Origin of the sequence: Streptococcus viridans (assembly GCF_900636365.1) — a bacterium.
In the GTDB taxonomy this organism is placed as follows: Bacteria; Bacillota; Bacilli; order Lactobacillales; family Streptococcaceae; genus Streptococcus; species Streptococcus viridans_A.
This window is the reverse complement of the sequence record NZ_LR134266.1, coordinates 1,518,875-1,530,239: the sequence shown is the minus strand read 5'-3', so window position 1 is coordinate 1,530,239 and position 11,365 is coordinate 1,518,875. Positions and strand designations below refer to the sequence as shown.

Here is an 11,365-nt window from a genome sequence, read left to right as displayed (position 1 = left end):
TGGGTGAAGTATATGAACATGATACAGAAACATCAATTTAAGCAGGTTGCAGCCTTTGCAGGCTTGTATTTTCTTGCTATTGGTTTAGGCGTCCTGCTTGGAAGTCTGGTTGACCATCGAGGGAATATGTTTTATGCTCCAGCCTTCTCTGCCCTAGTTGGTGGAGGGATCTATCGCGTCTATGTTGAGAAAATTCAACGGACAGGAGCTATTCTAGTAGTTGCTCTTGTGATTGGTGCTTTTTTCCTTTTCACTCGTCATGGAGCTGGAGCCTTTCTTCCTGCTCTTGTTGGGGGGCTTTTAGCCGAATTGGTCGCAGCCCGAGGCCGCTACCAGTCGAAGTTGGGCAATGCGCTTTCCTTCCTCCTCTTTTCCTTTACGACGACAGGGCCCATTCTCATGATGTGGATCCAACCAGCTAGTTACCGTGCTTCTTTACTAGCCCGTGGGAAGTCGATGGATTATATTGAACGCGTTATGGTACCGTCGAATATGGAGACGGTGAGCTGGTTTTTATTGACCCTTCTGTTTGGAGCTCTACTAGGTTATCTTCTAGGACAATTGGTTTATCAAAAGCTAGATAGAAAATGACATGATGGAGAAGAAATATGCACAATAATTTACTAGTCCTTCAGTCAGATTTTGGTCTGGTAGACGGGGCTGTCTCTGCTATGATTGGGGTTGCTTTAGAGGAATCACCAACCCTCAAGATTCATCACTTGACCCATGACATTACCCCTTACAATATCTTTGAAGGAAGTTACCGCCTCTTTCAGACGGTAGACTACTGGCCAGAAGGGACAACCTTTGTTTCGGTGGTCGATCCGGGTGTTGGTTCCAAACGAAAGAGTGTGGTAGCCAAAACGGCGAAGAACCAATACATTGTTACACCGGATAATGGAACCCTCTCTTTTATCAAGAAACATGTAGGGATTGTTGCTATCCGTGAGATTTCAGAGGTGAAGAACCGCCGGGCCAATACAGAATTTTCTTATACCTTCCATGGGCGTGATGTCTATGCCTATACAGGAGCTAAGTTAGCCAGTGGCCATATCAGCTTTGAGGAAGTGGGACCAGAACTCAGTGTCGAACACATTGTAGAAATCCCTGTAGTGGAAACTGTTATAGAGGACAATCTTGTCAAAGGAGCCGTTGATATCTTGGATGTACGTTTTGGTTCCCTCTGGACTTCGATTACCCGAGAAGAGTTCAATCATTTGGAACCCGAATTTGGGGAACGCTTTGAAGTGACCATCTACAACAATGACATGCTGGTTTACCAAAACCAAGTAACTTACGGCAAGTCTTTCGCAGATGTGCGGATTGGACAGCCAATCCTTTATATCAATTCCCTCTACCGTGTTGGTCTTGCTATCAACCAGGGATCCTTTGCCAAGGCCTATAATGTAGGAGTTGGGGCTTCTTGGCATATCGAAATTAGAAAAATGGAAAATTAATAGGAGATAAAATATGAAACAAAAACAAGCTTTTACAATTAAGGATGTTGTAGCCATCGGGGTTGGAGCGGCCCTCTTTGTGGTCATTGCGATGATCCCAATTCCAGCGCCAGCTCCAAATACCAACATTCAGTTGCAATACGCTCTTCAAGCCCTCTTTAGTGTGGTCTTTGGTCCGATTGTTGGTTTCTTAATGGGCTTTATCGGTCATGCTATTAAAGATGCGATGACTTATGGTCTCTGGTGGACTTGGATCATTTCTAGTGGCTTGTTTGGACTCTTTGTTGGTATCTTCCGCAAGCAAATCGGTAACCTAAAAGGAGAAGTGACCAAGAAAGAATTGATCGTCTTTAACGTCGTACAAGTCATTGCCAACTTGCTTATTTGGGGATTGATTGCTCCGATTGGGGATGTGATGATCTACAAAGAAAGTGCCAACAAGGTCTTCCTACAAGGTGTTGTAGCAGGTTCTGTCAATGCTTTAGTTGTAGCTATTGCAGGTTCTCTTCTCTTGATTGCTTATGCACGGACTCAAACAAAAGATGGAAGTTTGTCTAAAGACTAATCATAAATAAGAAGATAAAGTCTGGGAAACCAGGCTTTTTTTGTTTACCAAAAATATTTTTTACAAAATGTAAGATATATGTTGCAAAATAGAAAATATAGTGTATAATAGAGTTATAAAAACAAGAAAGGAAAAGCCTGTGGCGAAAAATCTCAAATTAAAAATAGCCCGGGTCGAGCATGATATGACCCAGGGGGATCTTGCAGATGCCATCGGGGTGACACGCCAGACCATTGGCCTGATCGAGGCAGGGAAGTACAATCCGACCCTCAGCCTCTGCCTTGCTATTTGTAAGACCTTGGATAAGACGCTGGATCAACTGTTCTGGGAGTAACAGTTTTAACATAGAAAGAGGAAGAAAATGAAACAAAAGAAAGAACCAATTGTAAAAGATGAACGGACCATGCTACTTGATGGAAAAATTGCAGGGGAACTTGTTTTAGGAATGACCTGCTTTATCGCCCTATCAGCCTTTGTGAAAGCTAGTATTTTGGACTTAGCCCTAGTAGCTTATATTCCAGAGCTCATTTTGTTGATTGTCATGGGAGTTTATGCCTTTGTGAGAAGGATCAGCTCAGGGATCGACATTCGAGATATGTTAGAAAAAGATAGCTGGTTCAGCCGCATCGGGTCAGGCATCTTATTTGCCTTATTTGTGATCGCAACGGATGTGATTGGGAAGCGCGAAACGATGAGCTTTATGTTCAGCCCCAAGTATCTGCTCAAAATCGTCCTTGCCATTTTAGTCTTTGCCCTTTTGACTTATCTGTTAGAGAAAACACTTGCTCTTATCAATCGGAAAAAACAAAAGAAGATCGAGGCAGAGTTAGAGGATTAAGGAGATTGCTTAAAAGTTGTTTAGAAATTTGAATAAAAGTCTGGCCCCCCAGGCTTCAGATTGAAGACAATGTCATACTAAAAACTTTCCTTAGGTGAGTACGGACGTCAGCGAACTTCTTCGAAGTTCCAAGACTAATTATTGAGCCTATGGTCTCAATAATTCCGAGTGCCTGAAACGTTATTGTTTCAGGCACTTTTCTCACAGCGGAAAGTTTTGGTATTTTTTTGAATCGATTTAAAAATTGGAACTCATTTTTATTTCTTTGCAGAATCGCTTAACTTATTTTACTTTAAAATAGTTTGTCTACATTCTAAAGTCTGGCCCCCAGGCTTTTATTTTTCAGTCAAATAAATTGCATTCGTTTTCTCGGGAGAGTATACTGGTATAGTTGAATGAAAAATTCTGATAATTTAATCTTAGAAAAGAGAATCTTATGGCAAAACCTATTCGTGTTTTACTTTACTATAAATATGTTCCCATCGAAAACGCAGAACAATTTGCGGCTGATCACTTGGCTTTTTGTAAATCAATTGGCCTCAAAGGACGTATCCTAGTTGCTGATGAAGGAATCAACGGAACCGTTTCTGGTGATTACGAAACAACGCAAAAATACATGGACTATGTTCACAGCCTTCCTGGTATGGAAGACCTCTGGTTCAAGATTGATGAGGAAGAAGAGCAAGCTTTCAAGAAGATGTTTGTACGTTATAAGAAAGAGATTGTCCACCTTGGATTAGAGGATGATAACTTCGATAACGACATCAATCCCCTTGAAACGACAGGTGCTTACTTGTCTCCAAAAGAATTTAAAGAAGCTCTCCTAGATGAAGATACAGTTGTCCTTGATACTCGTAACGACTACGAGTACGACCTTGGACACTTCCGTGGCGCTATTCGTCCAGATATCCGCAATTTCCGTGAGTTGCCACAATGGGTCCGTGATAACAAGGAAAAATTCATGGACAAACGCGTTGTCGTCTACTGTACTGGTGGAGTCCGCTGTGAGAAATTCTCAGGTTGGATGGTGCGTGAAGGCTACAAAGATGTCGGTCAATTGCACGGCGGAATTGCAACCTACGGAAAAGACCCAGAAGTTCAAGGAGAACTATGGGATGGTAAAATGTACGTCTTTGATGAGCGGATTGCAGTCGATGTCAACCATGTCGATCCAAGCGTTGTTGGAAAAGACTGGTTTGATGGAACACCATGTGAACGCTATGTCAACTGTGGAAATCCTTTCTGTAACCGTCGCATCTTGACTTCAGAAGAGAACGAAGACAAGTACCTCCGTGGCTGCTCCCATGAGTGCCGTGTTCATCCACGCAATCGCTATGTAGAAGAACACAACTTGTCACAAGAAGAGGTTGCTGAGCGTTTGGCCGTTATCGGTGAGACGCTTGATGGAACTCTTGCATAAGCTAAAAACAGCCTTTTGGCTGTTTCAGATTGAAGACAAAGTCTTTTGAAAAACTTCCCTTAGGTGAGTACGGACGTCAGCGAACTTCTACGAAGTTCCATGACTTAGTTTTGAACCTAAGGTTTCAAAACTCCCGAGTGCTTGAACCACAGTGGTTCAAGCACTTTTTCTCACAGTGGAAAGTTTTTCATCTTTTTTAATGACAAAAAAATAAAAGTCATGTTTTGAAAGTCATCTAGCTGTTTAATGTAGCACAATAGTTTGTCTACATTCAAAAACAGCCTTTCGGCTGTTTTTTCTATGGAAAGTCATGAAAATTTGTGCTATAATTTGGTAAGCGATTACAAAAAGGAGAAAACAAATGTCAGTTGTGTTTTCAATTCGAAATAAAAAGAGTATGTTTGGCTATCAAAAAGTGATGCCAGCTAAAGATGTATTGAATTTGGTGGAAGGAGTTCTTACCTACAGTTTTGAGGAAGCCATGCTTGGTCGCTCTCTCAAAGATTTTCCAGCCATGATGTGTATCCGCTATGGCAAGAGCTGCTTGCCCATCATCCTTCGTTATCTGGATCAAGAGCATGCTTATCAGTTCATCCTTGCAGATTTTGCCACCCTTGAAGATTGGCGACTCATCTTGGAATGGCTCAGTGCCCTAGCTCGTCAGTTGGGGAATGAGATTCACGATAATTTGGGAACCAGCTATGATGCAGATTCTATTTTCTCTTTTGACTATGAGAACTATTTGCTGAAGAATCTACAGAATCTAGAAAAAGATCCAGACCTTCATCAATATCAGCTTCAGGGATTTGCTCATCCTGTAATTTTAGATCGTGAGCTCCTTCGTAAAATCCTAGACTCCGCTCAACCTTTAGAGGAGTTCAGTCAAGTGGTTAAAAAGGTTCAATACAGCTCCGCCTTCTTTAGTCAAGTTCGTTTCTACCGTCAGAACGAAACGGGAGGCATTATTGGCAGTTACAGTCTAACAGAAGATACGGATACTGTCTTGCCACGAGTGCCTTTTGTTCCAGCAGAGTTTGTAGAGAAGGTCAATATGGATGAAGTTATCGACTGGAAAGTGAACTTAGTGGAAATCACTGGAAATCCCGATATGCCAGAGAGTTATAAGCCAGTGGGGGCTGTGAATTTAGAAGCCCTACTGAATGCTTTGGAATCAAGTGAATTTGAACTGTTAGATGCCAATCAAATTGAAATAAAAAAATTGTCCAAAGAACGCTTGTTGCAATTAGCCCAACTCTAATAAAAAAAGTTCTCAGTGTTGAGAACTTTTTCTTTTAGTTTGATTCATGTGGCAAGATCAAGTTAAGGATGATTCCTGTCATAGCGGAGAGGGCTGTTCCTGATAGGGTCACTGGACCAAGTTTCAGAATTGCTCCACCAAGTCCAAGAACCAACATGGCACTTGCAATAATCAAGTTGCGCATCAAGCTGAAGTCAACGCGTTCTTTGATCAAGACTTTCAAACCATTACTTGCGATTACCCCATAGAGCAAGATGGACATCCCACCTAAAACAGAATTTGGAATAGTAGAAATGAGGGCAGTAAACTTACCAAGGAAGCTCAAGGAAATAGCAATCAAGGCTGCATTTCGGATAACGGAAACAGAAGCGATGCGAGTCATCCCAATAACGCCTGTATTTTCACCGTAAGTGGTATTGGCTGGACCACCAAGGAAGGCAGATACAGATGTTGCAATCCCGTCACCAAGAAGGGTACGGTGAAGACCTGGTTGTTTCAAGAATTGACGGCCACAGATTTGGCTAAGCACGGTATGGTCACCGATGTGTTCTGAAATAGTTACGATAGCGATTGGCAAGATGGCGATGGTTTCAGGACCGAAATATAAGTTGTATTGTTTGAAGGCTCCACCCGTATTGAAAGGAAGATAGAAACCAGGGATTTCAAACCAGTTAGCCTTGAGGACCGGATCAAAGTTCACCAAGCCCAAGCAAACTGCGAAGACATAACCACCGATAATGGCAAAGAGGAAAGGAATGATTTTGAAGAAACCTTTTCCTTTGGTGTTGATAAAGGCGGCAATCAGGAAGGTTACGACAGCGACAAGGGCATTTTTCCAATCTCCCCCTTCGACAAAACCAGCGTTTTTAACAGCGGATCCTGCAAGTCCAAGACCAATAACGATAATCATAGGTCCAATGACAACGGCAGGAAGCAATTTGTCAATCCAGCGAGTGCCTGCTACTTTAACCCCTGCAGCGACTAGCACGTAGATCAGACCGGTCAGGATAACCCCTGTTTGGGCTGCATCGACTTTTCCTCCCATTTCCTTCATTGCCAAAGCCATGGCTGTGATGAAGGCGAAGGAAGAGCCGAGGTAGACAGGGACTTTAAAGCCGGTACAAGTCATATAAATCAGTGTCCCAACCCCTGATGCAAAGAGGGCAACGGATACGGGCATGCCCAAGATGAGTGGTACCAGGATGGTTGCCCCAAACATGGCGAAAACGTGTTGGAAACTTAATAAGATTCCTTTTAGGGGTGCCGGACTTTGGTCGACATCCAGGAGCAAATCAACAGTTGATTCTTCTTTCATAATAACCTCACTTTTGGGCACCAAAAAAGAGCCCATGAATATTTTTGCATAGCAAGGGCCCTCAGATTATTCATATTCTGTGTCTTTGTCACCTCACAGGATGACATTAAAAACCTTTGCTTCTAAGAAGTATAGCAGAAAAAATTCGTTTTGTAAACGAATTTTTCCCGAGCCAAGAAACGAGAGAGCGAGGTTCGTTTTGTAAACGAATTTTTCCCGAGCCAAGAAACAAGAGAGCGAGGTAGAAGTTGGTAAGAGTTATCTATTTTCATCATAAAAGAGGTCAACGGTAGACGCAGTGGTTGAGGAATCCTTCTTCCTTTTGGAGGACAGCTCTGTTGTTTCCCATCACAAAAGGCGAACAAGTGAGCTTGCTTTTCCCCTTTGTTAGAAGGAAAGAGGCCGATTTTGTGGTATAATAGAGGACTAGAAGTAGAATGAATGAAAGAGAAGTCAGAGATGCTGTTAGAAGAATTTGATGCCAATCGACAGGCGATTATCAACCCACAAGACCTACATGGTCCCATTGAAGGATTTCCCAAAGTAGTCATCTCTTGCTTTTCAAGAGTAACTTTTGCGCGCCTCCTTGAAAATTATGAACATGAGGTGCTTGCAAAAACTTCCATGGCCAACTTTGAAGTCATAGTCTATGGGATTACGATTGAAGACCAAGAGATTGCTGTCTTTAATGCACCAGTTGGGGCTGCTTCCTGTGTAGGGATTATAGAGGATTTGATTCAATTTGGGATGGAAAAACTAGTGCTCTTTGGGACCTGTGGGGTTTTGGACCAAGATATTGAGGCGACCTCCATCATCATTCCAACGGCTGCTCTTCGAGACGAAGGGACCAGCTATCACTATCTTCCGGCTAGTGATGAAGTGGAAGTAAATAAGGAAAGCCTTCCTCTCTTCCAAGTCTTTCTGGATAGTCACAAGGTTTCCTATCAGAAAGGAAAAGTGTGGACGACAGATGCTCCCTACCGGGAAACCATCGATAAGATGAAGCGACGAATGGAAGCAGGAGCCATCTGTGTAGATATGGAATGTTCGGCAGTGGCAGCTTTAGCAGCTTTTCGGGACTTTGAGCTCTGCCATTTCTTCTACGCAGCAGACCACCTCTCGGAAGAAAAATGGGATATCCGAACCTTATCTAGTCATGAGGATTTAGATAGCAAGGATCGAATCGCGGATTTGGCCATCCAATTTGCGCTCTTATGGGAAAAGGCGAACTAAATGAAAGAATCAATGATTGAATTGAAGGATTTTTCCTTCCAATACAAGGCACAGTCTGAGCCAACTTTGAAAAATCTCAACTTAACCATTTATAAGGGGGAAAAGGTCCTGATTGTCGGGCCATCTGGTTCTGGAAAGTCAACCATTGGCCAGTGCTTAAATGGGATTATCCCTAATATCTATAAGGGAACCAGTAGTGGTCAATTCCTCATTCAGGGGAAAGAAGCCTTTGATCTCAGTATTTATGAGAAATCTCACTTGGTCAGTACGGTCTTACAGGATACGGATGGTCAGTTTATCGGTCTCAGCGTAGCAGAAGACTTAGCTTTTGCCCTTGAAAACGATATGGTGGAGCTGGAAAGTATGAAATCCCGGGTCCATACCTGGGCGGAGCGCTTGGATTTGAGCAAGCTCTTGGATCATCGGCCACAAGATTTGTCCGGTGGGCAAAAACAACGGGTCAGCTTGGCGGGTGTTCTGATTGACGAAAGTCCGATCCTGCTCTTTGATGAGCCACTGGCTAATCTAGATCCCAAGTCGGGTCAGGATATTATTGATCTGATTGATCAGATTCATGAAGAACAGGGGACGACAACCATTATCATCGAACACCGTTTAGAGGATGTACTCTACCGTCCGATTGATCGGGTTATCTTGATCAATCAAGGTCAAGTTCTCTTTAATGGTCAACCTGATGATTTATTGAGGACGACACTGCTGGCTGAAAATGGGATTCGTGAACCTCTCTATTTAACGACTCTTCGCCAGTTAGGCCAGGATATCAGCAAGCTACCGCATTTGGACAAGGTAGAAAAACTACCACTTGGTGATGTATCAGTGGATATCCCAACTCCTCATTTTGAAAAAGGAGCAGAGGCAGAGACAATCCTAGAACTTGGTCATTTGAACTTTGCTTATCGAGAAGGCCAGCCCATTCTAAAAGACCTTTCTCTAACCATTCCAAAAGGCCAACGGTTGGCTATTGTTGGTAAAAATGGGGCTGGAAAATCAACCCTTGCTAAGGCGATTTGTGGCTTCATCCAGACGGAAGGAACCTATTTCTCAAAGGGAGAGGATATCAAGGGTGATAGTGTCAAGGAGCGGGCAGAGCGCGTGGGCTATGTCCTGCAAAACCCCAACCAGATGATCTCGACCAACATGATTTTTGATGAGGTGGCTCTGGGTCTTCGCTTGAGAAATGTTCCAGAGGCCCAGATTGAAAGTCGTGTCCATCAAGCCTTGAAGACCTGTGGTCTCTACGAATTTCGTAAGTGGCCGATTTCTGCTCTATCTTATGGTCAGAAAAAGCGGGTGACCATCGCCTCTATCCTTGTCTTGGGACCAGATGTTCTCGTCCTCGATGAGCCGACGGCTGGTCAGGACCAACGAAACTATACGGAAATTATGGATTTCCTTGATGAACTCCATCAAAAAGGGCATACCATTGTCATGATTACCCATGATATGCAGCTCATGCTGGATTATTCGGACCGGGCAGTCGTGGTCATGGATGGGCAGGTTTTGGCTGATTTGACACCGGCAGAGCTCTTGACCCAACCAGAAATTTTGAGACGGGCTAATTTGAAAGAAACGTCTATTTTCGCCTTGGCAAATCGACTTGGTGTCGATCCTCTTGCCTTGACCCAGTTTTATATGAATCAGAAGGGGGAAGGTCATGAATAATCGCTTAGTCGGCTACCATGCCGGAACCAGTTTTCTGCATCGCCTATCAGGCGCTAGCAAGCTTCTTTTCTTATTGTTGGTATCATTAGCTGCCATGTTGAGTTACGATACTCGCTTATTGTTGGTCATCGGTCTGGGTGCCCTCGCCTTATTTGCAACATCAGGCATTCGTTTGAAAGACATCTCCTTTGTTCTGAGCTTTGCCCTAGTCTTTGCCCTTCTCAATGTCTTGATGGTCTATCTTTTTGCCCCTCAATATGGGGTAGAAATCTATGGAGCAAAGACAGTTCTTCTAGATGGTTTAGGGGCATATAGTATTACAGCCCAAGAGTTATTTTATCTCTTCAACCTAGCTTTGAAGTATGTGTGTACCATTCCCTTAGCTCTCATTTTCCTGATGACCACCCATCCCAGTCAGTTTGCATCGAGTCTCAATCAGATTGGGGTGTCCTACAAGATTGCTTATTCAGTGAGCTTGACCCTGCGCTATATTCCAGATGTGCAGGAGGAATACCAGATTATCAAGCTCTCGCAAGAAGCAAGAGGCTTGGAGTTGTCCAAAAAGGCCAACTTTGTCCAACGGGTGAAGGGAAATCTTCAGATGATTTCTCCCTTGATTTTTAGTTCTTTGGAGCGGATTGAAACGATCTCTACGGCCATGGAACTGCGTCGCTTTGGAAAAAATAAAAAACGGACCTGGTACACCTATCAGGAGATGACCACTCGTGATCGCTTGATTATCTTGGGGTCAATCTTCATGGTGATCTTGAGTATCGTCCTTATTTGGGTAAACAAAGGTCGCTTCTATAATCCTTGGAGGTAAGAAAATGGCAGAAACAATTTTAGTAACGGGAGCATCTGCTGGCTTTGGCCAAGCCATTTGTCACCGCTTAGTTGCCGATGGGCATCGCGTGATTGGCGCTGCTAGACGCATTGAAAAACTACAGGCTCTTCAAGAAGAGCTGGGAGAAGCTTTTTATCCCCTTCAAATGGATGTGACGGATTTTTCTCAGGTGGATCATGCACTTGCCAGTTTGCCAAAAGCTTGGGAGAGAGTGGATGTTTTGGTCAATAATGCTGGCTTGGCCCTAGGCCTCGCTCCAGCTCATGAAGCAGAGCTTGCAGATTGGCTGACCATGATCCAGACCAATATAATCGGTCTGACCTATTTGACCCGGCAAATCCTTCCTCAGATGGTGGAACGAAATGATGGTTATGTCATCAATATGGGGTCAACTGCTGGGACAGTGCCTTATCCAGGTGCCAATGTGTATGGTGCTACCAAGGCCTTCGTTAAACAGTTTTCATTAAATCTGCGTGCGGACTTGGCTGGAAAACAGATTCGGGTGACCAATATTGAGCCAGGTCTCTGTGAAGGGACCGAGTTTTCGACGGTACGCTTTAAAGGGGATGAAAAACGGGTAGAGGCTCTCTATCGAGATGCCCATGCCATTCAACCAGAAGATATTGCCAATACCGTAGCTTGGCTCATTCAACAGCCCAAGCATGTCAATGTCAACCGCATTGAAATCATGCCGGTTTCCCAAACCTTTGGACCGCAACCGGTCTATCGGGGTGACTAGTTGCTAACCAGCA

At 43.7% G+C, this 11,365-nt stretch carries 11 protein-coding genes and 2 pseudogenes; 12 read left to right on the top strand and 1 reads right to left on the bottom strand.

Annotated features, from left to right (window positions below):
* The first annotated feature begins 12 nt into the window (after window positions 1–12).
* The 7 genes from EL081_RS07955 to EL081_RS07925 all read left to right on the top strand — a co-directional run bounded on the left by EL081_RS07955 (window position 13) and on the right by EL081_RS07925 (window position 5,538).
* The gene (locus EL081_RS07955; protein ID WP_126404727.1) at window positions 13–591 is read left to right on the top strand and encodes an MptD family putative ECF transporter S component; all 579 of its coding nucleotides are present in this window, start codon (window positions 13–15) and stop codon (window positions 589–591) included.
* A gap of 17 nt (window positions 592–608) precedes the next feature.
* Window positions 609–1,457, top strand: coding sequence for an SAM hydrolase/SAM-dependent halogenase family protein (locus tag EL081_RS07950; protein ID WP_126404726.1), 849 nt, complete (start codon window positions 609–611; stop codon window positions 1,455–1,457).
* A 13-nt stretch (window positions 1,458–1,470) separates the two neighbouring features.
* On the top strand, window positions 1,471–2,022 hold the full coding sequence (locus EL081_RS07945; protein ID WP_126404725.1) for an ECF-type riboflavin transporter substrate-binding protein: 552 nt from the start codon (window positions 1,471–1,473) through the stop codon (window positions 2,020–2,022).
* A 139-nt stretch (window positions 2,023–2,161) separates the two neighbouring features.
* Window positions 2,162–2,356 carry a helix-turn-helix transcriptional regulator gene (locus EL081_RS07940; protein WP_126404724.1) on the top strand — a complete coding sequence of 65 codons (195 nt, stop codon included), beginning with the start codon at window positions 2,162–2,164 and terminating at the stop codon, window positions 2,354–2,356.
* A 27-nt stretch (window positions 2,357–2,383) separates the two neighbouring features.
* On the top strand, window positions 2,384–2,860 hold the full coding sequence (locus EL081_RS07935; RefSeq protein WP_126404723.1) for a DUF6773 family protein: 477 nt from the start codon (window positions 2,384–2,386) through the stop codon (window positions 2,858–2,860).
* A 436-nt stretch (window positions 2,861–3,296) separates the two neighbouring features.
* Window positions 3,297–4,280 (top strand): rhodanese-related sulfurtransferase, encoded by a 984-nt coding sequence (locus EL081_RS07930; protein WP_048716527.1) that lies wholly within the window; start codon window positions 3,297–3,299, stop codon window positions 4,278–4,280.
* Window positions 4,281–4,641: 361 nt separating this feature from the next.
* On the top strand, window positions 4,642–5,538 hold the full coding sequence (locus EL081_RS07925; RefSeq protein ID WP_126404722.1) for a DUF4299 family protein: 897 nt from the start codon (window positions 4,642–4,644) through the stop codon (window positions 5,536–5,538).
* Window positions 5,539–5,572: 34 nt separating this feature from the next.
* Here the strand turns inward: EL081_RS07925 and EL081_RS07920 are convergent, their stop codons facing one another.
* On the bottom strand, window positions 5,573–6,853 hold the full coding sequence (locus EL081_RS07920; protein WP_009731544.1) for a uracil-xanthine permease family protein: 1,281 nt from the start codon (window positions 6,851–6,853) through the stop codon (window positions 5,573–5,575).
* A 459-nt stretch (window positions 6,854–7,312) separates the two neighbouring features.
* On the opposite strand from EL081_RS07920, the gene EL081_RS07915 reads away from it, so the two are divergent.
* The 5 genes and pseudogenes from EL081_RS07915 to EL081_RS07900 all read left to right on the top strand — a co-directional run bounded on the left by EL081_RS07915 (window position 7,313) and on the right by EL081_RS07900 (window position 11,352).
* Window positions 7,313–8,086: a nucleoside phosphorylase gene (locus EL081_RS07915; protein WP_126405070.1), complete on the top strand. Its 774-nt coding sequence runs from the start codon at window positions 7,313–7,315 to the stop codon at window positions 8,084–8,086.
* Window positions 8,087–8,938, top strand: a pseudogene (locus tag EL081_RS10270) (DUF3744 domain-containing protein); the annotation flags it as partial.
* Between the two features lie 27 nt (window positions 8,939–8,965).
* A pseudogene (locus EL081_RS10265) lies at window positions 8,966–9,769 on the top strand (energy-coupling factor ABC transporter ATP-binding protein); the annotation flags it as partial.
* Complete coding sequence (locus EL081_RS07905; protein WP_126404720.1) at window positions 9,762–10,592, top strand: energy-coupling factor transporter transmembrane component T family protein; 831 nt, start codon at window positions 9,762–9,764, stop codon at window positions 10,590–10,592. The pseudogene EL081_RS10265 and the gene EL081_RS07905, both read left to right, overlap by 8 nt.
* A gap of 4 nt (window positions 10,593–10,596) precedes the next feature.
* Window positions 10,597–11,352, top strand: coding sequence for an SDR family oxidoreductase (locus EL081_RS07900; RefSeq protein WP_126404719.1), 756 nt, complete (start codon window positions 10,597–10,599; stop codon window positions 11,350–11,352).
* Window positions 11,353–11,365: the final 13 nt, after the last annotated feature.

Coding starts and splice junctions, on each gene's coding strand:
- EL081_RS07955 (WP_126404727.1), top strand. CDS start 13: ATGAACATGATACAGAAACATCAATTTAAGCAGGTTGCAGCCTTTGCA.
- EL081_RS07950 (WP_126404726.1), top strand. CDS start 609: ATGCACAATAATTTACTAGTCCTTCAGTCAGATTTTGGTCTGGTAGAC.
- EL081_RS07945 (WP_126404725.1), top strand. CDS start 1,471: ATGAAACAAAAACAAGCTTTTACAATTAAGGATGTTGTAGCCATCGGG.
- EL081_RS07935 (WP_126404723.1), top strand. CDS start 2,384: ATGAAACAAAAGAAAGAACCAATTGTAAAAGATGAACGGACCATGCTA.
- EL081_RS07930 (WP_048716527.1), top strand. CDS start 3,297: ATGGCAAAACCTATTCGTGTTTTACTTTACTATAAATATGTTCCCATC.
- EL081_RS07925 (WP_126404722.1), top strand. CDS start 4,642: ATGTCAGTTGTGTTTTCAATTCGAAATAAAAAGAGTATGTTTGGCTAT.
- EL081_RS07920 (WP_009731544.1), bottom strand. CDS start 6,853: ATGAAAGAAGAATCAACTGTTGATTTGCTCCTGGATGTCGACCAAAGT.
- EL081_RS07915 (WP_126405070.1), top strand. CDS start 7,313: ATGCTGTTAGAAGAATTTGATGCCAATCGACAGGCGATTATCAACCCA.
- EL081_RS07905 (WP_126404720.1), top strand. CDS start 9,762: ATGAATAATCGCTTAGTCGGCTACCATGCCGGAACCAGTTTTCTGCAT.
- EL081_RS07900 (WP_126404719.1), top strand. CDS start 10,597: ATGGCAGAAACAATTTTAGTAACGGGAGCATCTGCTGGCTTTGGCCAA.